We start from the raw sequence: 22,006 nt of genomic DNA on the forward strand, positions 1-22,006 counted from the left end.
CTTGTCAGCATGACTTTTGATCCGGCGTCGTACGTCTTCACCCAGCCGTCCGCGCCCACCCCCATCCGCGCTTCCACCGTCCTGCCGGCCCGCCGCGAGAACGTCGAACTCCGGACCTCGGACGGACACCGGCTGGTGGGCGAGCTGGCGGTCCCGGAATCGGGCGAGATCAAGGCAACGCTCATTACGCTGCACCCGCTGCCGACGCACGGCGGCTTCATGGACTCGCACGTCTACCGCAAGGCGTCCTACCGGCTGCCCGCCCTGGCCGGGATCGCCGTGCTGCGCTTCAACACCAGGGGCACGTCCTCGCCGCGGGGGACCAGCGGGGGCGCCTTCGAGGAAGGCATCGGCGAGCGTCTCGACGTCGAGGCTGCCGTGCAGTTCGCAGTGGACCGCGGCCTGCCGAACCGATGGCTCGTTGGCTGGTCCTTCGGTACCGAGCTCGCCCTCATGTATGGCGCCACGGAGCCGGTGGCCTCGGAGATCGAGGGGGCTGTCCTGCTCTCACCCCCGCTGCACCGGGCGACGGACGTGCACCTGAAGGAGTGGGCCGAGGCCGGCAAACCGCTCAAGGTCCTGGTCCCCGAACACGACGACTACCTGCAGCCCGCGGCGGCGGCGGAGAGGTTCGCCGTCGTCCCGCAGGCCGTGGTGGTAGGCGTCGACGGCGCCAAGCACCTGTGGGTGGGGGAGAAGTACGCCGGGCGCGTGCTTAACGAAATCGTGGACGAGGTCCTGCCTGGACGCGCCGCGACCGGCAGTGCCGGAACCGGAAGCGCTGGAACCGTGCTGCCCCAGGAATGGGACGGGCCGGTGGCCACGGCTCACGCCTGAGCCGGCAACGCCGCGCCTCATAGTCAAAATAGTCGAAACCGCACCGAAAAAGGACAGTCGCACCGTGGATCCACGGTGCGACTGTCCTTTGCCGGTGCGAAAACGACTTAGCGGTTGTCCTGGCGGGCGATGAAGATCTCCTTGAGCAGCAGTAGGACCGCCGCCGCAGTGGGGATGGCGATCAAGGCACCGAGCACGCCGAGCAGGCTGCCGCCGGCGATGACCGAGATGACGGCGACGGCACCGGGCACCGCCACGGCTTTCTGCATGATCCGCGGCGAGATGAAGTAGGCCTCGAACTGGAGGTAGGCGAAATAGCAGATGGCGAACACGAGCGCCGTCTGCCAGCCGGCCGTCAGCGCAACCAGTGTCACCAGGCAGCCGGCAATCATGCCGCCCACGAGCGGGATGAACGCCAGCAGGGCCACGACGAACGCCAGCAGCGTTCCGAACGGCACGCCGATGATCGACATCACGATGAAGGCGAAGGTGGCGTTCAGTACCGCCACGACGGCCTGGCCGATCACGTAGTTGCCCACCGAACCGGTAATTTCCTCCGACAGGGCTTGAACCCGGTGGCGGCGCGAGCGCGGCGCGAGCCGGTAACCCCATTTCTTCATGGCGGGCAAAGCCGCGAGGAAGTACAGGCTCAGGACCAGCACGATCAGCGCGCCGAACAGCCCGTTGGCCACCGTGGAGCCGAAGCCCACAACGCCGCCGAAGATGCCGCCCATGGCATCCGGGTTGTTGACGAACTTCTCGAGCTCCTGCGTGATGCGGTCCCGTATGCCGAATTGCTGGTCAATGCTCCGGAAGAAGTCTGAGTCAACGAACTCCTGGACCCACTTCGGCGCCTGCTGCACAATTTGCGTCACCTGCTGCACGATGGTGGGGATCAGGGTGGCAAAAAACGCCGCGACCGCCAGGGCCAGGGTGGCAACGGCCATGAGGATGCCGGCGGCCCGGGGGACGTTCTTGCCTTCGAGCCAGCGCACCACCGGGTCCAGTCCGAGGGTGATGAACAGCGCCGTGACGATCCACAGGAGCAGCTGCGTGGTATTCGAGCCGATCCAGTAGACCAGGAGTGCGACGCCCACGCCCACCGTGCCCATGAAGCCCATATATAGGGGATGCTGGGCGGACATCCGGGGGCCGGGACTGCCGAAGCGTCCGGCGTCACCGGCCTCGCCTACCCCTTCGTCCTCGGCCTCGTGCTCAGGAGGCATTTCGAAGCGGAGCCGCGGCTGGGCTCCCGGCAGGGGCTGACGCAACCGCCGGGCCAAGGACAAAAGCACTCCGGCGGCGGCAACCCGGGGGCGGGAGGCAATCGGCTGCGGGGCAGGTTTCTGGTTGCCGGATTCCTGGGCTTCTTCCGGTCCTGCGGAGGACGAATCCGTATCTTCAGTCACTGCGGTGAATGCCCTTAATTCTCTGCGGCGCCATGGCGGCTGCGCTGGTGTGATGATCACCGCAAACACTATCAGCAGGCTTGTCAGCTCAAAGGCGGGGCGCCGGCGCGGGGGTCCCGGACGGGGGCGGGCCGGGCCGCCGATCTGACTCGCGGGTAACAAAACGGTTACTATTGAAGCTACGTGTCCGCTGATGATTGGTGTATTTTGCGTTTCAAGACTGCAGTCGCCCTGGTGCTGCTCGGCCTCCTGACACTGCTGGCTGGAATTGGCCAGAAGACCTTTTGGGCTCCTCCGGAGACCATCACGGCCACCGCTCCGGCCGGTACTGCGGCGCCGCTGACCGTCTTCGACGAGAAGCTGAGGACGCTGCACCCCGGGACCGTGAAGATCAACGTCAAGGGCGAGGGCAGCTTCATGCTGGCAGCAGGACGCCCGGACGACGTCAACGCCTGGGTGGGCAAGACCGCGCACAACACGGTCGCCGGCGTGTCCGGCGACGGCAAGGCGCTGCAGCTGACGCATACCGACGGCGAAGCAACCGCGCCGTCGCCCGCCGGATCGGATCTTTGGGTCACCACCGAAAACGCCAGCGGTGAAATGAACTATTCCTGGAACGCGCCGGCAGACGGCGACTGGTCCCTCCTCCTCGCAACGGACGGCACCAAGCCCGCGCCGAGCACCATCACGATGACCTTCCCGAACGACACCTCCACGCCCTGGGCCATTCCGTTCATGGTGCTCGGCGGCCTGCTCATCATCGCCGGCGTGGCACAGCTGGTCCTCAAGCCCAAGGCCGGCAACCGGAGCTCCGGCACCCCGACCGGCGGGGGCGAAGGCAGCCCGTTCGTCCGCCGCGCGCAGGCCAAGGCCGCGGCACGCCGCGGAAGCCGGGGTTCAACGGCCGGCACGCAGCCGGCCACGCCTGGAGAGACTGCCCCCGACACCGCGCCGCAGCCGGCCATGCCTGAAAAGACCGCGCCCGAAAAAACCGCTCCAGGGAAGACTGCGCCCGAAAGAACCGTGCGTGAACAAACCGTGCGTGAACAAACTGTGCCCGAGCAGAAGCGGGGTGCCCGCACCGCACGCCGTGCCGGCGTCATGGTTGCCTTCTTGACGGCCGCCGCCGTCACCGGAACCTCCGTGGCGGCCCATGCCAGCCAGACGCCGGCCCCCTCGCCGAGCGCCAGCGCCCCGGCATCCAGTGCTCCGGCTGCCAGTGCCCCTGCCTCTAGTGCCCCTGCCTCGGCCAGCGCGACTCCGGGCACCTCGGGCCCGGACCAGGCCGCCGATGCCCCGGTGCTCCTGGACGCCCAGTTCCGCCGCGTCCTGGAACAGGTTGCCGGTGCCGTCGATGCCGGCGACGCCGCCAAGGACGCCGCCAAACTGCAGCCGCGCGTGGCACAGTCCGAGCTCGAGGTGCGCACGCAGAATTACAAGATCCGGTCCCAGGTGGGTTCCTACGAGGCCCGCATGCCGGTCCGCTCCACGAAGCTCCTGACCACCGTGGTCACCAACAAGCGCAGCTGGCCCCGGTCCGTCATGGCCGTGACGCAGGGCGAGGGCAACGTTGTCCCGCAGGTGCTGACGCTGACGCAGGCCTCCCCGCGGGACAACTACAAGCTCGTCAGCAGCACGCCGCTGCAGCCCGGAGCCACGTTCCCGGCGATCGGGCGGGGCGGCACGGAGACGCTGGCGCCCTCGGACAAGTCGGGCCTGCTGTACAGCGGCGAGGAAGCGCTCGCCGGGCTGGGTGACCGCCTGACCAAGGCCGACTCCGCCTTCAAGGACAAGCTCGTCGAAGGCCAGTCCTCCCCGTACATCGCCGACACCCTCGCCTACCAGGCCGACGTCGTCACGTCCGGGGTCAACGGCACCTTTGCCTTCACGCACAAGGTAGCCCCGGAGAACACTGTCGTGTTCCGTACGGCCGACGGCGGGGCGCTGGTCCTGGGCCGCCTGAACTTCTCCTTCGACGGCACTCCGAAGGCTGAGGGCGACAAGCTCACGATCGGCGACGACGCGGCTGCCCTGGCCGGCGGTAAGGAGACCAGCACCGGCATGGTGCTCAACTTCGCCGAGTCGGTGGCGGTCTATGTTCCGCCGGCAGGGTCCAAGGATCCGATGAAGCTCGTGGCCGCCACCCGCGGCCTGGTCGGAGCGGCTTTCAAGTAGCCCTTACCGGCGGCGCGGGTGGCGCCGGGCAGGGCTTCAATGGCTAGAGTGGAGCTATGACAACGCCAGCTTCCCGACCGGTCCCGCCAGTTGCCGCCAACCCGCTGAACCTGCGCGGCGCCGTCGATCTCTCCGCCTTGAAACAGCGCCCGGCGCCGCCGGCTGCAGGTGCGGGCCGGACAGGCTCCACCGACGCTCCGCCCACTCCTGCAGCCGGCGGCGCCGAACACGCCAGCCGTCCGCTGCGGGTAGACGTCACCGAAGGCAACTTCCAGGAGCTGGTGGAGCTCTCGGCGCAGGTGCCCGTGGTGATCGCCCTGTGGGCCTCCTATTCGCCGGACTCCGGGCAACTGGTGGGCGTCCTGGAGGACATCGTCGAAAGCTACGACGGCCGGCTGGTGCTCGGCGCCGCGGACATCGATGCCTTTCCGCAACTGGCCCAGGCCTTCCAGGTTCAGGCCGTGCCGACCGCCGTCGCTGTCGTCAAGGGCCAGCCCGTCCCGCTCTTCCAGGGCGGTGCCGACGAGGAGCAGGTGCGCAGCCTGTTCGATGAACTCCTCAAGGTTGCCGCGGCCAACGGCGTGACCGGACGGATCGGCGCCGGCGGTCCCGGCAGCGGGGAACCGGAGGCTCCGCCGCTGTCGCCGCTGCACCAGGCCGCATTCGACGCGATCGAGGCCGGCCACTACGACGCGGCCGCTGCCGCCTACCGTCAGGCCCTGAACGAGATGCCCTCTGACGCCGAGGCCAAGGCCGGGCTGGCGCAGGTGGAACTCATGGCACGCCTCCAGTCCTTTTCCGGGCCCGACGCCGACGCCCTCCGCCGGCTCGCCGCCGATGAGCCGGACAACCTCGACGCCCAGCTTGGCGTCGCAGACCTGGACATCGCCGGCGGCCACATCGAGGACGGCCTCGGCCGGATCGTGGCGTTCATCGGCCGGAACTTCGGCCCGGAACGGGAGACCGCCCGGGTCCGGCTGCTCGAACTCTTCGACGTCGTGGGCACCGGCGACGAGCGCGTCGCCAAGGCTCGTCAGGGACTGGCCCGGGTGCTGTTCTAGTGGGATCCGCACTCTTCACGCCGCTGGAGCTGAGGTCCCTGCGGCTGCAGCACCGCGGCTGGGTTTCGCCGATGTGCCAGTACAGCTGCGAGCCCGAAACCGGCGAGGGGGTGCCCACCGACTGGCACCTCATGCACCTGGGCTCGTTCGCCACCGGGGGAGCGGCCCTCATCCTCACCGAGGCCAATGCCGTGAACGCGGAGGGCCGGATCAGCCCCCGCGACGCCGGCATCTACAACGACCGCCAGGCCGCGGCCTGGGAACGCATCACTGCCTTCGTGCACCGGCACGGCACTGCGGAGACCAGGATCGGCACCCAGCTGGCGCACGCCGGCCGCAAGGCGTCGTCCTACTGGCCGTTCTCCGGAAAATCGGGCAGCGTACCGGCGGCCGAGGGCGGCTGGGACACCGTGGGTCCCGGCAACGGTGCCTTCGACGGCTACGCGCCGCCGTCGGCCATGACTGACGCGGAGATCGACGGCGTGATCGCCGATTTCGCCGCAGCTGCCGTGCGGGCCGTCGCTGCCGGTTTTGACACGATCGAGATCCATGGCGCCCACGGCTACCTGCTGCACCAGTTCCAGAGCCCGCTCGTCAACGACCGCACGGACCGCTGGGGCGGGGACGAGGCCGGCCGGAACCGGCTGACGCTTGCCGTGGTGGACGCCGTCCGCGGCGTCATCCCCGACTCCATGCCGCTGCTGCTGCGGATCTCTGCCTCCGACTGGGCGCCGGGCGGGATCGAGGCCGAGGCCTCTGTCCGGCTGGCCGGCGCCGCCGCGGAGCACGGAGTGGACCTGGTGGACGTTTCTTCCGGCGGCGCCGTGGCGCACCAGCAAATTCCGATCGGTCCCGGCTACCAGACCGGGTTCTCGGCCCGGATCCGGCGCGAAACCGGGGTCAAGACCGGCACGGTGGGACTGCTGACCTCGGCCGGGCAGGCCGAGCACGCGGTTGCGACCGGCCAGGCCGACGGCGTGTTCATCGCCCGGGCCGCCCTGCGGGATCCGCACTGGTGGCTGCGGGCAGCGTTCGAGCTCGGCCACGACCTTGCCTGGCCGCCGCAGTACGAGCGCGCCATACCCCGGCATTCGTTCTAGAACTCCACGGTTGGGGGTGCGGGTAGTTGCTGTGCGGGTGCGGGTGCGGGTGCGGGTGCGGGCGCGGGGGAAGCTACGCCTTGCGGACGATCCTTTTCGCGACCGGGGGCGGTTAGTCTAGCGTCATGACTTACCAGCCCCCGGTGCCGCACGGCCCGTCCGCGCCGACGGTCCCTGCCCTGTCCCTGCTCGGCCTCGCCAAGCGCTTCGGCGACAAAATCGCGGTCGACGGCATCACCCTGGACGTTCCAGCCGGATCCTTCTACGGGGTCGTCGGCCCCAACGGCGCCGGCAAGACCACCACCTTGTCCATGGCGACGGGACTGCTGCGCCCCGATTTCGGGACCGCGCTGGTCCATGGCGTGGACGTCTGGCAGCATCCGCTGGAGGCCAAGAAGCTGATGGGGATCCTGCCCGACGGCGTCCGGCTGTTCGACCGCCTCAGCGGCGAACAGCTCGTCACGTACGCCGGCCTGCTGCGCGGCATGGACCGGGAGACGGTGGCCGCGCGCGTGGCGGAGCTGCTTGCAGCCCTGGACCTCGGCAACGACGCCGGCACGCTGGTGGTGGACTACTCCGCCGGCATGACCAAGAAGATCGCCCTGGCCTCGGCACTGATCCACGCGCCGCGGCTCCTGGTCCTCGACGAACCCTTCGAATCGGTGGACCCCATCTCCGCGGCCAACATCCGCGACATCCTGGACCGCTACGTCGCCTCCGGCGGAACGGTCATCGTTTCCAGCCACGTCATGGACCTGGTCCAGCGCATGTGCGACCACGTCGCCGTCGTCGCCAGCGGCCGGGTCCTCGCAGCCGGCACGGTGGAGGAAGTCCGTGCCGGGGCGAGTCTCGAGGACCGCTTCGTGCAGCTCGTGGGCGGCCGCAACCACACGGAGGGACTGGAATGGTTGCGCACCTTCTAAGGCTCAAGCTGACCCTCCTGCGCAACAGCGTGAGGCGCAGCCCCTGGCAGCTGGTGGGCCTCGGCATCGGCACCCTGTACGCCCTGGGAATCGTCGGGCTCCTGGTGGCCGGGCTGCTGCTCCTGCGCGGCCAGGAGATTGAGCTCGCCCAGACGGTCGTGGTCCTGGGCGGCGCGGCAGCACTCCTGGGCTGGGCCATCATCCCGGTCGCGGTCTCTGCCGCCGACATGACCCTGGATCCGGCCCGCTTCACCACCTTCGCCGTGCCCAAGCCGCAACTGCTGGCGGGGCTGGCGTTGGGCGGCCTGATCGGCATACCGGGCCTTGCCACCTCCCTCGTCGCGCTCGCCACCGTGGGCACCTGGTCCCGCAGCGTGCCCGCCGCGGCCGGCGCACTCATCGGCGCGGTGCTGGGCGTGCTGAGCTGCGTCGTGCTGTCCAAGGTCGTGACCACCGCGACGGCAGGGCTGGCGAGCTCCCGGCGCTTCAAGGACATCAGTGCCGTCGCCTTCCTCATCCCGCTGGTCCTCATGGGCCCCATCGTGGCAGGCATCGCGAAGGGAATCGCCGGTTCGGGCGATTTCCTGGCCAGCCTGGCCCGGACACTGTCCTGGACACCCGCCGGCGCGGCCTTTTCGCTCGGCGGCGAGCTCGCCGCCGGCCACTACGGGGCAGCCGCCGTGAAATTCCTCATCGCCGTGGCCACCCTGGCCGGGCTCGCCCTGGCCTGGAAGGTCCTGCTGCAGCGTGCCCTGGTGACCCCGCCCTACGCGGGAACCTCCAAGCGCCGTTCCGGCGGTCCGGGCCTGTTCGGGGTGCTCCCGGCGACCCCGGCCGCGGCCGTCGCCGCGAGGTCCCTGTACTACTGGCTGCGCGATCCCCGGTACGCCGGCGCCCTCGTAGTCGTGCCGCTCCTGCCCGTGCTGTTCCTGTTCCAGGGCAGCCAAAGCGGGTTCTACGGCCCGTTCCAGTTTGTCGGTCCGCTGACCGCCTTCCTCCTGGCCTGGTCGATCTCCACGGACGTGTCCTACGACAGCACCGCGTTCGCCCTGCACGTGGCCACCGGAGTGCGCGGCGCCGACGACCGGCTCGGCCGGGCCTTGGCGTGCCTGAGCTTCGCGCTGCCCGTCGTGCTCCTGTTCAGCGTGGGGCCGTTCTTCGTCACGGGCGACTGGGCCAAGCTGCCCGCGGTCCTGGGGCTCTCGCTCGGCGTGCTGTTCAGCGGGCTGGGCCTGTCCTCCGTGGTCTCGGCGCGCTACACGGTGAGCGTCCCGCTGCCGGGAGACAGCCCGTTCAAGAAACCGCCGGGCAACGTGGCCCAGACCCTTGCCGTGCAGCTCGGCGGCATGGCGGTCCTCATGGTCCTCGTGGCACCCGAAGCGGCGCTCGTGGCCGCACAGTTCATCACCGGCAGCACCGTGCCCGGCTGGATCGCCCTGGTCCTTGGGCCGGTGCTGGGGCTCGCGCTGTTCGCCACCGGGGTCAGGGTTGGCGGCATCTGGCTCGACCGCCGGGCGCCGGAGCTGCTGGCACAACTGGCCGTCAACCGCTGACGGGTGCATGCTGGGAGTGCGCAGACCCGAACGCCAGGTAAGCCAGGTAAAGGCAGGGATTATGGAAGTTGTCATCCTTCCGGGCAGCAAGCAGATCGCATCGCTGGCGGCCGATGCGGTGGAAGCCTTGCTTCGCCGCAAACCCGGCGCCGTCCTGGGCTTGGCGACGGGCTCCACCCCGTTGCCCATCTACAGCGAGCTGGCGCTGCGGCACGAGCGCGACGGACTGGACTTCAGCGAGGTCCGGGCCTTCGCCCTGGACGAGTACGTGGGACTCCCGGCGGACCATCCGGAGTCCTACCGCCAGGTGATCGCCCGCGAATTCACCGCACGGGTCAACATCAGCCCCGCCAACGTGCACGTGCCCGACGGCGCCGCGGCGGACATCCCCGCGGCCTGCCAGAGGTATGAAGACGCCATCCGCGATGCCGGGGGAGTGGACCTGCAGCTCCTCGGCGTCGGAACCGACGGCCATATCGGGTTCAACGAGCCGGGCTCGTCCCTCGCGTCCCGGACCCGGATCAAAACCCTGATCGAGCAGACACGCCGGGACAACTCACGGTTTTTCGGCAGCCTCGCCGAGGTCCCCCGCCACGTCCTGACGCAGGGTCTGGGCACCATCCTGGACGCCCGCCACGTGATTCTCGTCGCCACCGGCGCGCAGAAGGCCCAGGCCGTCCGGGATCTCGCGGAGGGCCCGGTCTCCGCCATCTGTGCAGCGTCGGTGCTGCAGCTGCACCCGCACGCCACAGTCCTCGTGGACGAGGCGGCGGCGTCCTCGCTGCGGCTGGCCGATTACTACCGCCACAGCTATGACCACAAACCTGCCTGGCAGGGCCTCTGAGTCCCGCCGCCGGCATCGCGGAAGCATCGCGGAAGCATCGCAGGAGCATCGCGCAGCCCCGCCGCGGGCGGCGCGCAGGTCCGGTCGCGCGCTTCCAACGGCTAAGATGGGTGTCATGACTAGCATGACCGATCCTCTCGAAAACGACCCGATGCGCGAGCTCTCCGGAGCCGGGACGTCAACGGCCACGATCGAGCGCGAGGAACTGCGCCAGGAAGTGGAGCCCGGTGACCGGGAGCGCTTCTCGCACTACGTGCGCAAGGAAAAGATCATGGAATCCGCGCTGACCGGCGAGCCCGTGATCGCGCTCTGCGGCAAGGTCTGGACGCCCGGCCGCGACCCGCAGAAGTTCCCGGTGTGCCCCGAATGCAAGGAAGTTTACGAGGGCCTGCGCCCCGGGAACGACGGCGGCAAGGGCTCCGGCGATAAGTAGCGGCACGTGAGGGCTAACGGACCGCATTGGATCCGTTAGGCGTCACCCTGTGGCGCTTCTGTAGTCCCCGGAAGCGCCCTGTAGTGCCCGTGTAATGTCCCTCTACGGCGGCGCGCCGCTGCGCCGCCGCGCTTTTGTACTGCCCGCGGTCCATCCGAAAAAGATTGGTGTTTTTGTGCTTAATTGGGTTTCTCCGTCGGCTGCAGCCATGCGCGGATGGGGGGCGCCCCAGTGACAGAGACACTCTTCGGCGGACCCGTGCTTCCCCCCGCCTATCCCGAGCGGGCCGCCTGGGGCACCGCCCCGAAGCTGCGCGCCTGGCAGCAGGAGGCGCTGGACAGCTACTTCAGCACCCATCCCAAGGATTTCCTTGCCGTCGCCACCCCCGGCGCCGGCAAGACCACGTTCGCCCTGCGGGTGGCGTCCATGCTCATCGAGTCCGGCGTCGTGAACCGCGTGACCATCGTGGCGCCAACCGACCACCTGAAGCGCCAGTGGGCCGACGCCGCCGCGAAGGTGGGTATCGCGATCGACCCGAATTTCAAGAACGCCGACGGCCAGCACGGCCGCGGGTTCATCGGAGTCGCCGTCACGTACGCTCAGGTGGCCAGCAAGCCTATGCTGCACCGGGCCAAGACCGAGGCCGCCCGCACGCTGGTGATCCTGGACGAAATCCACCACGGCGGCGAGGCCCTGTCCTGGGGAGACGGCCTCCGCGAGGCGTTCGACCCCGCGGCCCGCCGGCTGTCCCTGACCGGTACCCCGTTCCGCTCCGACACCTCGCCCATCCCGTTCGTGGAGTACGCCGAGGACCGGGACGGGATCCGCCGCTCCAAGGCCGACTACACCTACGGCTACGGCAAGGCGCTCCGGGACCACGTGGTCCGCCCGGTCATGTTCATGGCCTACTCCGGCCAGATGCGCTGGCGCACGAGCGCGGGCGATGAAATGGCCGCCTCCCTGGGCGAGTCGGCCGTCACCAAGGACATCATCTCGCAGGCCTGGCGCACCGCGCTGAACCCCGCCGGCGAATGGATCCCCGCCGTCCTGGCCGGAGCGGACAAGCGTCTGAGCGAAGTGCGGCGGAGCGTCCCCGATGCCGGCGGCCTGGTCATCGCCACCGACCACGAGGACGCCCGGGCCTATGCCGGCCAGCTGAAGAAGATCACCGGCGAATCGCCCACGGTCATCCTCTCCGACGACGCCAAGGCCTCCAACAAGATCGAGGAATTCTCCGCCGGCGACAAGCGCTGGATGGTGGCCGTGCGGATGGTGTCCGAAGGCGTCGACGTGCCGCGGCTGTCCGTCGGCGTCTATGCGACCTCGACCTCCACCCCGCTGTTCTTCGCCCAGGCCGTGGGCCGCTTCGTGCGTGCCCGCAAGCGCGGCGAAACGGCATCGGTGTTCCTGCCCTCGGTGCCGCAGCTGATGGCGCTGGCCAACTCCATGGAGGCCGAGCGTGACCACGCCCTGGACCGCCCGGAGAAGGACGACGGCGACGGTCTGTTCAATCCAGAGGACTCGCTCATGGACGAGGCCAACCGTGAGGAGAAGGCCTCCGACACCCTGATGAAGGGCAAGTTCGAGGCCCTCGACTCGCAGGCGTCCTTTGACCGCGTGCTCTTCGACGGCGGCGAGTTCGGCACCGGCGGCGAGGTGGGCTCGGAGGATGAGCTCGACTTCCTCGGAATCCCCGGACTTCTCGACGCCGAACAGGTCGGCACGCTGCTGCGCCAGCGCCAGCACGAGCAGCTGAACCGCAAGAACAGGCGCGCCCCGCAGGCCGGTGCCGCGCCCGAGGCGGCCGTGCCGGCCGTGCCCGACCACCGGATGCTCATGGACCTGCGCACCGAGCTGGCCAAGAACGTGGCGGCGTGGTCTGCCCGGACCGGGACCCCGCACGGCGTCATCCACACCAAACTCCGGACCGTCTGCGGCGGCCCCGCCGTCGCCCAGGCCAACGAGGAACAGCTGCAGACCCGACTGCGGAAGCTGCAGGACTGGTTCATCGGGCGGAAATAGCCGCCGGCGCCGCTCAGCATGGCAGCAACAGCGAAGGGACCAGGCCGGTGGCCTGGTCCCTTCGCTGTGTGTAACAGTCTCTTGCGCTCCGGTTACTGGCCGTTGCCGCAGATCTTGCCGTAGGTCTGGCCGGCCGCGGTGTAATCGGCCTTCATGGTTTCGAGCTTGGCGGCGTCGGGGTTGGGTTTGGCGGACTCGTCGAAGTATTCGATGATGGTCTGCAGCGGAGCCCGGAGGTCATCCGATGCCGCGGCCTTGATGGGCCGCAACTGGTTGGCGACCCTGTTCATGCCGGCTTTGTCAGACGTGGCCGAAGGGGCGGAGACCACGGTCTTGACCCGGGCGCAGGTTTCCTCGTTGGTCAGCTGCGGGGAAGCCGAGCAGCCGGCGGCGGCGAGCAGCGCTCCGGCGGCAATCAGGACGGTCAGGGTCTTCTTCATGGTGTACTCCGGGGTTCTACGGGACGGTCAAAATGGCAAGACTGGCGATTTGGCAAGGATTTCGAGTCTACTGCGGCGGCGGGCTCACAGGACATCGACGCCGCCGAACTCCATCTCGGCCACGGCGTCGTCGAGGTCTTCGGCGATTCCGGCCGTCAAACCGCGCAGCACCGTGACGGAGTAGCCGGCCTGGACGGCATCCAGGGCGGTCGCCTTGACGCAGTAGTCCGTGGCGATGCCCACCACCACGATATCCTCGACGTCGTGGCTTTGCAGCCAGTCGTCCAGTCCGATCGCATCATCGCCGGCGGTGAAGGCACTCAATGAGTCTTCGGCGTCTTCAGCGCCGGGGCCGGTTTCGGCAACGGGCATGGCGCCGGGCTTCCGGTCCCCGGTGGGGACGTCGTCCTCGGGGGCCAGGAGTCCTTCAAAACCGGAGTACGCCGCGGCGAACTGGCCCTTGCGGAAGTAAGCCTGGATGTACTCGGGGTCCAGGTCGGGGTGCAGTTCGGCCCCCCGGGTGCCCGCCACGCAGTGCCGCGGCCAGCTGTCGACAAAGTCAGGGTCCTCCGAGAAATGCGCCCCCGGATCGATGTGCCAGTCCTGGGTGGCCACGATGTGGTCGAACTGGCTGTGGTGGGCGTCGACGTACTCGCTGATCTCGCCGGCGAGGGCTGCCCCGCCGGCGACGGCGAGGGAACCCCCTTCGCAGAAATCGTTTTGGACGTCAACAATGATCAGGGCGCGGGACATTCAGTCCTCCTCGTAGATGGTGGGGATTGCCGCCTCGCCGCGTTGCAGCCGGTTGACGACGGCGGGGAGCTCCCTCATGGTCTCCGCGTGGCGCCGCCGGGCGCGCTGGACCCCCTCGGGGCCGGTCCACCCGGGCAGGAGTTCGCCGTTCTTGACGAACTGCTGCAGGAGCGGACGGTCATTGCCGTCATCCTCCGGGTGGTGGCCGACGCCGACGATTTCCTGGGTGGCGGTCCCGCGCTCGTTGAGCTTGCGCAGCGCGTACTTGCGGCCGCCCTTGCTGGCTTTGTTCTTGGCGGCCTTCGCGACGGAGATGAAGTCCCCGGCGTCGTCGGTGCGGCTGACGAGCTTGTAGACCATGCTGGCCGTCGGGGCCCCGGACCCGGTCACCAGCGAAGTACCGACGCCGTAGGAGTCCACGGGTGCGGACTGCAGCGCCGCGATGGCGAATTCGTCGAGGTCGGAGGTCACCACGATCTTGGTGTGGTCATTGCCGAGCTCGTCGAGGAGCTGGCGGACCCACTGGGCCTGGGCTACGAGGTCCCCGGAGTCCAGCCGGACCGCGCCGAGTTTGTCTCCGGCGAGGTCGACGGCCGTGCGGACCGCCGTTTCGACGTCGTACGTGTCCACCAGGAGCGAGGTTTCCGGGCCGAAGGCGGCAATCTGGGCCTCGAAGGCCTCACGTTCCGTGTCATGCAGGAGCGTGAAGGAATGGGCGGCCGTGCCCACGGTCTTCAGCCCGTAGCGCAATCCGGCCTCCAGGTTGGAGGTGCTGTCGAACCCGGCAATGACCGCGGCGCGGGCAGCGGCGGCGGCCGCCTCCTCATGCGTCCGGCGCGACCCCATTTCGATGCACGGACGGTTTCCGGCCGCCGTGATCATCCGGGACGCGGCGGAGGCGATGGCGCAGTCGTGGTTGAGCACGGAGAGCAGGTACGTCTCCAGGATGCAGGCCTCGGCGAACGTGGATTCCACGATCAGGACGGGGGAGTTCGGGAAGTATGCCTCACCCTCCGGGTATCCCCAGATGTCGCCGGAGAAGCTGTAGCCGGCCAGGTACTCCAGCGTCTGGTCGTTGACCACCTTCGTCCGGCGCAGGTAGTCCAGTTCCGGCTCGCCGAAGCGGAAGTTCGCGATCCCCTCCAGCAGGCGTCCGGTGCCGGCGACGATCCCGTAGCGGCGGCCGTCCGGCAGCCTCCGGGCGAAGGCCTCGAAGACGGATTTCCGGTGGGCCGCACCGGACTGCAGAGCACCCTGCAGCATGGTCAGCTCGTAATGATCGGTGTACAGGGACGTGCGGGGACGGTCCCAGCCAGCTGATGAACTCACAAATTCACTCTAGTGTGCATCCCCATAGAATGGACAGATGACCCTCAGCGTTGCGCTTGGCCCCGACACACGGGAGAGCACCCAGACCGGAACTGTGACGTCCACCGACGTCCTGACCGCCCCGGACATCCCCTGGAACCTCGTGATCTGGAATGATCCCGTGAATCTGATGAGCTACGTGAGTTACGTGTTCCGCAGCTATTTCGGATACTCGGAGGCCAAGGCCAACAAGCTCATGATGGAGGTCCACAAGAAGGGCCGCTCGATCGTGGCGCACGGCAGCAAGGAACAGGTGGAGCAGCACGCGGTCGCCATGCACGGCTACGGCCTCTGGGCGACGGTGGAAAAAGCCACCGGCGGCAGCGGGAGCGGTTCAGGCAAAGGCAAGGGAAAACGTGGCTAAGGCATTCAAGTACGGGCTCAAGGGCATCAAGGGCTATCTGGAGCCGGCTGAACGGGAACTGCTGCGCAGCCTTTTTGCCGACGTCATCTCCATGCTCGAGCCGGCCGAGCGGGCCAACGAGGACCCGCTGGCCGCCCTGGTGGGACTGGACGCCGACGCCCGCGAGCCCTCGGACCGGGCCCTGCGCCGGCTGCTGCCGAACGTGATGAAGAACGACGACGGCGCCTCCCTCGAGTTCCGCCGGTACACCGAGCGCTCGCTGCGCGAAAGCAAGATCGGCGCGTTGAAGGCGGCCGCACTGAGCCTGGACAGGGACGACCTTGTCCTGACCCCGGCCGACGCCCGGCACTGGGCCACGGCCCTCAACGATGTCCGGCTGGTCCTGGCCGAACGCCTCGACATCCGCGACGACGCCGACGCGGACAACGTCCACCTCATGCAGGACTGGTCCCAGGCCGAGGACGTGGAAAGCTACCTGGCCCTCGTATACAACTTCACCACGTGGCTGCAGGAGTCTCTGGTCCAGGCGATGGTGCACTCGCTCGATGCCCGGCGCTGAGCGCGGGCGTGTGACACATGAGACACGAGTTGCACGCCACAATGTGATGGCCGCCCCGCAGGCGTTGTCCTATCCTCGAATAATCATGACTTCAGCATCGAGTATGGACCCGGCCGCAGCTGTTGCCGCGGACTCCCCAGCGAGCAATACCGCCACCGGCCCCACGGGCCCCGAACCGGCATCGGAGCTGGGATCGCGCCCCATCGGGGTCTTCGATTCCGGCGTCGGCGGGCTCACGGTGGCCCGGTCGATCATCGACCAGCTTCCCAACGAATCCATCCTGTATGTCGGCGACACCGCCAACGGCCCCTACGGGCCCCTTCCCATCGCCGAAGTCCGCGCCAACGCCCTCGGCGTCATGGACGAGCTCGTTGACTCCGGCGTGAAGCTGCTGACCATTGCCTGCAACTCCGCCTCGGCCGCCGTGCTGCGCGATGCCCGGGAGCGGTACACGGCCCGGTACGGGATTCCGGTGATCGAAGTGATCCAGCCGGCGGTGCGTCGCGCCGTCGCGGCGACCCGCACGGGCCGGGTGGGCGTGATCGGGACCTCGGCCACCGTGGGGTCGCGCGCCTATGAGGACACCTTCGCGGCCGCCCCGGACCTGGAAATCACGTCCGTGGCCTGCCCGGCGTTCGTGCCCTACGTGGAGGCCGGGATCACCACGGGGCCGGAACTGCTCGCCGTCGCCCGCGACTACCTGGCACCGCTCATAGCCGCCGGCGTGGACACCGTGGTGCTCGGCTGCACGCACTACCCGCTACTCACGGGCGTGATCTCCTTCGTCCTGGGCGAGGACGTCACGCTGGTCTCCAGCGCTGAGGAAACGGCCAAGGATGTCTACCGTGCCCTCGCCTCCCGCGGGCTCGAGCGCATGGACGCCGCGGCCCCCGAGCACAATTTCATTGCCACCGGGGATGCCGCCCAGTTCGAACACCTCGCCCGGCGCTTTCTCGGCCCCGAGGTCCTCAGCGTCCGCCACGTGGACCACGTCGCGGCGCAGTACCCCACCGGCAGCCTCGCCCGGATCACCCCGGAGATGATCGCCGCCGCCCAGGCCGGCACGGGCCGGCCGCGGATCTCCAACTTCGTGGGCGGATCCGCGGGCGGGGGAACGCTGCTGTGAAGCTGACCATCGTGGGCTGCACCGGGTCCTTCCCGGGACCCGGCTCGCCGGCGTCGTGCTATCTGCTGACCGCCAACGACGGTGAGCGGAACTGGAAGATCGTCCTGGACATCGGCAGCGGCGCGCTGGGCGCGATCCAGCGCTACACGGACCTGGAGGACATTGACGCGATCTTCCTGACCCACCTGCACCCGGACCACTGCATGGACCTGTGCGGCCTGCACGTTGCCGTGCGCTGGAAGCCGGGCGGCTGGGGCAAGGGCCGGATTCCGGTGTGGGGACCAGCCGCCACCGCCGACCGCATGGCCACCGCCTACGGCCTGGACCTGGATCCCGGGATGCACGAGGAATTCGACTTCAGCAACTGGTCCGAGCGCAAGCCGGTGACCATGGGTCCGTTCACCGTCACCCCCTACGCCGTCAACCACCCGGTGGAAGAGGCCTACGCGCTCCGGGTCGAGGTCACCGAACCGGACAAGGACGGCAACCCCGTCACCCGCGTCCTGAGCTACTCCGGGGACACCGACTCGTGCAGCGGGCTTGAGGACGCGGCCCGCGATGCCGACCTCTTCCTGTGCGAGGCGGCCTTCGAGGAAGGCCGCGACGACGCCATCAAGGACGTGCACCTGACAGGCAAGCGCGCGGGGGAGGCCGCCGTCGCCGCCGGTGCCCGGCGGCTGCTGCTGACGCACATCCCCGTCTGGACGTCCCCGACCACCGTCATGGCCGAGGCCAAGGAGGTCTTCGGCAAGGACGTGGCCGTCGCCGTCGCGGGTGTGCACTACACCGTTTAGACGCCGGCACTGTTTCGACGCCGGCACTGTTTCGACGCCGGCACTGTTTCGACGCCGGCACTGTTTCGACGCCGGCACTGTTTCGACGCCGGCACAGCCGGGGCCGGGCAAGTCGATAAGCTAAAGACATGACTTCCCAAGCTCCTACTGTCCCCGTCATCCGCGCCGACGGCCGCACCGCCGATCAGCTGCGCCCGATCAGCATCACGCGCGGCTGGTCCAAGCAAGCGGAGGGATCGGCCCTGATCGAGTTCGGCAACACCCGCGTGCTGTGCACGGCCTCCTTGACGGAGGGCGTCCCGCGCTGGCTCAAGGGCGAGGGCCGCGGCTGGGTCACCGCCGAATACGCCATGCTTCCCCGGGCCACGAACACCCGATCCGACCGCGAATCGGTCAAGGGGAAAATCGGCGGCCGCACGCACGAGATCTCCCGGCTGATCGGCCGCTCACTGCGCTCCATCATCGACACCAAAGCCCTCGGTGAGATCACGATCGTGCTGGACTGCGACGTCCTGCAGGCCGACGGCGGCACCCGCACGGCGGCCATCACCGGCGCCTACGTGGCCCTCGCGGACGCCATCCGCTTTGCGCGCGAGAAGAAGATGATCGCCAAGAACGCCGAGCCCCTGATCGACACCATCGCCGCGGTGTCCGTCGGCATCATCGACGGCGTGCCGATGCTCGATCTGCCCTACGTCGAAGACGTGCGCGCCGAGACGGACATGAACGTCGTGGTGACCGGCTCCGGAAAATTCGTGGAAGTCCAAGGCACCGCCGAGGGCGCGCCCTTCGACCGCGACGAGTTGAACAAGCTCCTGGACCTGGCGCTGCTGGGCACGGAGCAGCTCGCCGCCATCCAGCGCGACACCCTGGCTGAAGCCCCGTGACAGAGGCGCCCTCGGCGGACCTGCCGGATGCCGGCAGCACGGCGCCCCGGCTTGTCCTCGCCACCCATAACAAAGGCAAGCTGCGGGAACTCCGCGAGCTGCTGCGCGGCCAGGTGCCCGGACTTGACGTTGACACGCAGGTAGTGGATGCCGGCGCCGTCGGAGCCCCCGACGTCGCCGAGACCGGGGTGACCTTCGCCGAAAACTCGCTCCTGAAGGCGCGGGCCGTGGCGACGGCCACCGGGCTCGTGGCAATCGCCGACGACTCCGGACTGTCCGTTGACGTGCTGGGCGGTGCGCCCGGGATCTTCTCGGCGCGCTGGTCCGGCCGGCACGGAGATGACGCCGCGAACCTGCAGTTGCTCCTGGCCCAGCTGGCCGACGTGCCGGATGAGTATCGCGGGGCCGCGTTCGTCTGTGCCGCGGCCCTGGCGGTGCCCGGGTCCGCGCCTGAGGACGGCCGGGAAGTCGTGGAGTACGGACAGCTGGAAGGGATGCTCCTGCGCGAGCCGCGCGGGGAAGGCGGCTTCGGCTACGACCCCGTCCTGCAGCCCAGCGGACTGGACCGCAGCTGCGCCGAGCTCAGTTCCGAGGAGAAGAACGCCATCAGCCACCGGGGCCATGCGTTCCGTGCACTCCTGCCGGCCATCGTCGAGGCCCTGGCCGGGACGTAGGCCGCCGCGGCAGGCGCGGTGTGATGCCCGCTGAGAGTGCTTAAAGCAAGAGAGGCGCCCCACACTGTGGGGCGCCTCTCTTGCGTGCGGTGTGTCAGGGGGTCCTGCGCTCTTCTTCCGGTTCGTGCTCCTCGATGAACTCCTCCACGACGTCCGTGCCGTACTTCTCGGCCTGCCGCCTGGCGATGGCGCCCCGGATGACTTCGATGGCGATCGGGATGACGGAGACCAGCACGATGGCGATGAAGATGATGTCGAGGTTGTCCTTGACCCACGGCACCTTGTCTCCGAGCAGGTAGCCAAGGAGGGTGACGCCGCCGCCCCACAGCACGGCGCCGATCACGTTGTAGGTGAAGAATTTGCGCTTGCTCATCTGCGCGACGCCCACGATCACCGGGACGAAGGTGCGGATGATCGGGACGAAGCGGGCCAGGATGAGGGCCTTGCCGCCGTGCTTTTCGAAGAAGGCGTGCGCGTTTTCCACGTTTTCACGCTTGAACAGCTTGGAATTGGGCTTGTTGAACAGGGAGGGACCCGCAGTGGCCCCGATCAGGTAGCCCACCTGGTTGCCGATGATCGCGGCGACGATGATGAGCGCCGTCAGGACCCAGATGTTGACCTGGATGGTGCCGGTGGCCACGAGCAGCCCGGCCGTGAACAGCATGGAGTCGCCCGGCAGGAAGAAGCCGATCAGCAACCCGGTTTCGGCAAAGATGATGCCGCAGACCAGCAGGACCACCCACGGCGCAAAGGCCGGATTCGCCAGGAAGACCTGCGGGTTGAGCCAGTCGGGGAGGAAGGAGGCCAGATGTGGCTGCACCGGACCGGCGCCGCCAAGGGCGGACACGGCAAAGTCGCTCATAGCTATAAGGTTCACCTGTTAAGGGTACTTGACGGCCGCCGGCCGGCCCCTGCAGTGCTGCCGGGGCCGGCCGCGCCGGTGCGGAGGTCCCGCCGTCGGGCGGTAAAGTTGAGCCGTGGGTTTGGACTTTACGGCGATCGACTTTGAGACCGCGAACGGCTTCCGCGGTTCACCGTGCGCCGTTGGCCTGAGCAAGGTCCGCGACGGCGTCGTTGTTGAGGAAGCCTCCTGGCTGATGCGGCCGCCGGAGAACCACGACACCTTCGACCACCACAACGTCCGGATCCACGGCATCCGCCCGGACCAGGTGGCCGGCCTGCCGCGCTTCGGGGAGCTGTTCCCCGAGATCGGGGCGTTCATCGGCGAGGATGTGCTGGCGGCCCACAACGCGGCGTTCGATCTCGGCGTGATCCGCTCGGGCCTGGAGGTGTCCGGGCTGCCCGGTCCCGCCTACGACTACGTCTGCACGGTGGTGCTGTCCCGGCGCTGTTACTCGCTGGTGTCCAATTCGCTGCCGTACGCGGCCGAGGAAGCCGGCGTGCCGCTGGTCAACCACCATGATGCGGCCGAGGACGCCCGCGCGTGTGCGGGCATCCTGATCGACATCGCCGCCCGCAACGGGGCGGCGAGCATTGCCGAACTCTATCTGTCCCTGGGCATGGAGGTCTCGCACCAGCCGGCCTTCGACCCCCGGCACGACCCTTTGTCCAAGGCCACCCTGGCCGCACTGGAGGCGCTCGCCGGGGGAAACGCCGGGGGAAATGTTGGGGCGCCGTCGGGCCGCCGGTTCGTTGCCGGCTGGCCCGAGGAAGGTCCCAACCCGGAACCCAATCCCGGCGCCAGCCCTGACCACCCGCTGTTCGGCCAGACCGTCGTGTTCACCGGCGAGCTGGCGATTCCCCGGCCCGAAGCCAAAATCCGCTCCGCCGAGCTCGGCGCCCGGCCCGAAAGCCGGGTCACGGCCCGCACCACCGTCCTGGTGGTGGGCGACGGCTTCGTGGCCGCGGACCTGCGCTCCGGCCGGATCACCGGCAAAGCCCGTCGCGTCCTGGAACTGCACGAACGCGGGCAGCGGATCGAAGTCCTGTCCGAGGGGGAATTCCTCCAGATGGTCGGCGGACACGTGGCCGCCGCCACCGCCTGAACCGGACAGCCCGGGGCCCGGATAACCCCGCCGGCCCGGGCCGGCATGAACCTGCCGGCAGTCACATGGCGCAACAATCATTCCCCCTGCGGCGCGCACGCTCGTAGCCTTGGCGGATGAGCAAACTGATGGATGCACAGACTCCCGCCGTTCGGTCGACATCAGTGGCGTCGAAGCGCGGAATTGACTGGGGCAAGGTGTTCGCGTTCCCGAACCCGGTGAACGAGTACTCCGCCCGCATTACCGCGGCACTGGTCGTGGTGCTCTCCGCAGCGACTCTGCTGACCGGTTTCGGCTGGGGGCTCGCCATCATCGCGGCGGGGTTCTGGCTGCGCGTGCTGTTCGGTCCGCGGATATCGCCGCTGGCGCAGCTCTCGGTCAAGGTCATCACGCCCTGGCTCGGCCGCACGCGGCTTGTTGCCGGCCCGCCCAAGCGGTTCGCGCAGGGCATCGGCGCCGCCGTGTCGACGGCCGCCGCACTGCTGCTGGCCGCCGGCCTCGCGCCGGCTGCATGGGTCCTGCTGGCTGTGCTGATCGCCGCCGCGTCCCTGGAAGCATTCGCCGGGTTCTGCCTCGGCTGCACCATCTTCGGATTCCTGCAGCGCCGCGGGGTCATCCCCGAGGACGTCTGCGAGGCCTGCAACAACGTCTCGCTCCGGCGCGCCTAAGGCCCGCCGC

23 protein-coding genes are annotated in these 22,006 nt (G+C 68.8%); 17 read left to right on the top strand and 6 right to left on the bottom strand.

The window, feature by feature from the left end; all coding sequences use genetic code 11:
* Window positions 1-9 precede the first annotated feature (9 nt).
* Window positions 10-837, top strand: a complete 828-nt coding sequence (locus tag BLR03_RS13700) for an alpha/beta hydrolase (RefSeq protein WP_091253416.1) — start codon at window positions 10-12, stop codon at window positions 835-837.
* 107 nt (window positions 838-944) lie between these two features.
* Here BLR03_RS13700 and BLR03_RS13705 read toward each other — a convergent pair whose 3' ends face one another.
* On the bottom strand, window positions 945-2,246 hold the full coding sequence (locus BLR03_RS13705) for an AI-2E family transporter (protein WP_091253418.1): 1,302 nt from the start codon (window positions 2,244-2,246) through the stop codon (window positions 945-947).
* Between the two features lie 605 nt (window positions 2,247-2,851).
* Window positions 2,852-3,349, bottom strand: coding sequence for a pentapeptide repeat-containing protein (locus BLR03_RS25325; protein WP_368086971.1), 498 nt, complete (start codon window positions 3,347-3,349; stop codon window positions 2,852-2,854).
* Between BLR03_RS25325 and BLR03_RS25330 the strand changes: the two genes are divergently transcribed.
* The 8 genes from BLR03_RS25330 (at window position 3,348) to BLR03_RS13745 (ending at window position 12,357) form a co-directional block, all read left to right on the top strand.
* Window positions 3,348-4,421: a DUF8094 domain-containing protein gene (locus BLR03_RS25330; RefSeq protein ID WP_368086972.1), complete on the top strand. Its 1,074-nt coding sequence runs from the start codon at window positions 3,348-3,350 to the stop codon at window positions 4,419-4,421. The genes BLR03_RS25325 and BLR03_RS25330 overlap by 2 nt on opposite strands.
* A 56-nt stretch (window positions 4,422-4,477) precedes the next feature.
* Window positions 4,478-5,482, top strand: coding sequence for a tetratricopeptide repeat protein (locus BLR03_RS13715; protein ID WP_091253422.1), 1,005 nt, complete (start codon window positions 4,478-4,480; stop codon window positions 5,480-5,482).
* Window positions 5,482-6,582 carry an NADH:flavin oxidoreductase/NADH oxidase gene (locus tag BLR03_RS13720; RefSeq protein WP_091253424.1) on the top strand — a complete coding sequence of 367 codons (1,101 nt, stop codon included), beginning with the start codon at window positions 5,482-5,484 and terminating at the stop codon, window positions 6,580-6,582. The genes BLR03_RS13715 and BLR03_RS13720 overlap by 1 nt, the downstream gene beginning before the upstream one ends.
* 125 nt (window positions 6,583-6,707) lie before the next feature.
* The gene (locus BLR03_RS13725; RefSeq protein ID WP_091253426.1) at window positions 6,708-7,505 is read left to right on the top strand and encodes an ABC transporter ATP-binding protein; all 798 of its coding nucleotides are present in this window, start codon (window positions 6,708-6,710) and stop codon (window positions 7,503-7,505) included.
* Window positions 7,487-9,058 (top strand): transporter, encoded by a 1,572-nt coding sequence (locus BLR03_RS13730; protein ID WP_091253429.1) that lies wholly within the window; start codon window positions 7,487-7,489, stop codon window positions 9,056-9,058. The genes BLR03_RS13725 and BLR03_RS13730 overlap by 19 nt, the downstream gene beginning before the upstream one ends.
* A gap of 61 nt (window positions 9,059-9,119) precedes the next feature.
* Window positions 9,120-9,902: a glucosamine-6-phosphate deaminase gene (gene nagB, locus BLR03_RS13735; protein ID WP_091253431.1), complete on the top strand. Its 783-nt coding sequence runs from the start codon at window positions 9,120-9,122 to the stop codon at window positions 9,900-9,902.
* 106 nt (window positions 9,903-10,008) lie between these two features.
* Entirely contained in the window at window positions 10,009-10,335 is a 327-nt protein-coding gene (locus BLR03_RS13740) for a DUF3039 domain-containing protein (RefSeq protein ID WP_026266820.1), read from the top strand.
* Window positions 10,336-10,566: 231 nt separating this feature from the next.
* Complete coding sequence (locus tag BLR03_RS13745) at window positions 10,567-12,357, top strand: DEAD/DEAH box helicase (RefSeq protein ID WP_091253432.1); 1,791 nt, start codon at window positions 10,567-10,569, stop codon at window positions 12,355-12,357.
* 92 nt (window positions 12,358-12,449) lie between these two features.
* Here BLR03_RS13745 and BLR03_RS13750 read toward each other — a convergent pair whose 3' ends face one another.
* The 3 genes from BLR03_RS13750 to BLR03_RS13760 all read right to left on the bottom strand — a co-directional run bounded on the left by BLR03_RS13750 (window position 12,450) and on the right by BLR03_RS13760 (window position 14,879).
* Window positions 12,450-12,797: a hypothetical protein gene (locus tag BLR03_RS13750; protein WP_091253435.1), complete on the bottom strand. Its 348-nt coding sequence runs from the start codon at window positions 12,795-12,797 to the stop codon at window positions 12,450-12,452.
* Window positions 12,798-12,881: 84 nt separating this feature from the next.
* Window positions 12,882-13,550, bottom strand: coding sequence for an isochorismatase family protein (locus tag BLR03_RS13755; protein ID WP_091253437.1), 669 nt, complete (start codon window positions 13,548-13,550; stop codon window positions 12,882-12,884).
* Entirely contained in the window at window positions 13,551-14,879 is a 1,329-nt protein-coding gene (locus tag BLR03_RS13760; RefSeq protein ID WP_237563368.1) for a nicotinate phosphoribosyltransferase, read from the bottom strand. It abuts the gene before it with no gap.
* 37 nt (window positions 14,880-14,916) lie between these two features.
* On the opposite strand from BLR03_RS13760, the gene clpS reads away from it, so the two are divergent.
* The 6 genes from clpS (at window position 14,917) to rdgB (ending at window position 19,322) form a co-directional block, all read left to right on the top strand.
* A complete protein-coding gene (gene clpS / locus BLR03_RS13765; protein WP_091253439.1) occupies window positions 14,917-15,282 on the top strand; it encodes an ATP-dependent Clp protease adapter ClpS in 366 nt (121 codons plus the stop codon).
* Entirely contained in the window at window positions 15,275-15,841 is a 567-nt protein-coding gene (locus tag BLR03_RS13770) for a DUF2017 domain-containing protein (RefSeq protein WP_091253441.1), read from the top strand. The genes clpS and BLR03_RS13770 overlap by 8 nt, the downstream gene beginning before the upstream one ends.
* 85 nt (window positions 15,842-15,926) lie before the next feature.
* Window positions 15,927-16,967, top strand: coding sequence for a glutamate racemase (gene murI / locus BLR03_RS13775; protein ID WP_254788482.1), 1,041 nt, complete (start codon window positions 15,927-15,929; stop codon window positions 16,965-16,967).
* Window positions 16,964-17,761: an MBL fold metallo-hydrolase gene (locus tag BLR03_RS13780; protein ID WP_091253445.1), complete on the top strand. Its 798-nt coding sequence runs from the start codon at window positions 16,964-16,966 to the stop codon at window positions 17,759-17,761. The genes murI and BLR03_RS13780 overlap by 4 nt, the downstream gene beginning before the upstream one ends.
* A 128-nt stretch (window positions 17,762-17,889) precedes the next feature.
* On the top strand, window positions 17,890-18,648 hold the full coding sequence (gene rph / locus BLR03_RS13785; RefSeq protein WP_091253448.1) for a ribonuclease PH: 759 nt from the start codon (window positions 17,890-17,892) through the stop codon (window positions 18,646-18,648).
* Window positions 18,645-19,322 (top strand): RdgB/HAM1 family non-canonical purine NTP pyrophosphatase, encoded by a 678-nt coding sequence (gene rdgB / locus BLR03_RS13790; RefSeq protein ID WP_091253451.1) that lies wholly within the window; start codon window positions 18,645-18,647, stop codon window positions 19,320-19,322. Before rph ends, rdgB begins: the two co-directional genes overlap by 4 nt.
* 94 nt (window positions 19,323-19,416) lie before the next feature.
* Here the strand turns inward: rdgB and BLR03_RS13795 are convergent, their stop codons facing one another.
* Entirely contained in the window at window positions 19,417-20,184 is a 768-nt protein-coding gene (locus BLR03_RS13795) for a VTT domain-containing protein (RefSeq protein ID WP_091253452.1), read from the bottom strand.
* Between the two features lie 115 nt (window positions 20,185-20,299).
* Here BLR03_RS13795 and BLR03_RS13800 point away from each other — a divergent pair, with 115 nt between their 5' ends.
* Window positions 20,300-21,328 carry a 3'-5' exonuclease gene (locus BLR03_RS13800; protein ID WP_091253455.1) on the top strand — a complete coding sequence of 343 codons (1,029 nt, stop codon included), beginning with the start codon at window positions 20,300-20,302 and terminating at the stop codon, window positions 21,326-21,328.
* A gap of 116 nt (window positions 21,329-21,444) precedes the next feature.
* Complete coding sequence (locus tag BLR03_RS13805; protein ID WP_254788483.1) at window positions 21,445-21,996, top strand: DUF4395 domain-containing protein; 552 nt, start codon at window positions 21,445-21,447, stop codon at window positions 21,994-21,996.
* Window positions 21,997-22,006 lie beyond the last annotated feature (10 nt).

This window comes from Arthrobacter sp. ok909 (assembly GCF_900104405.1).
Taxonomy (GTDB): domain Bacteria; phylum Actinomycetota; class Actinomycetes; order Actinomycetales; family Micrococcaceae; genus Arthrobacter; species Arthrobacter humicola.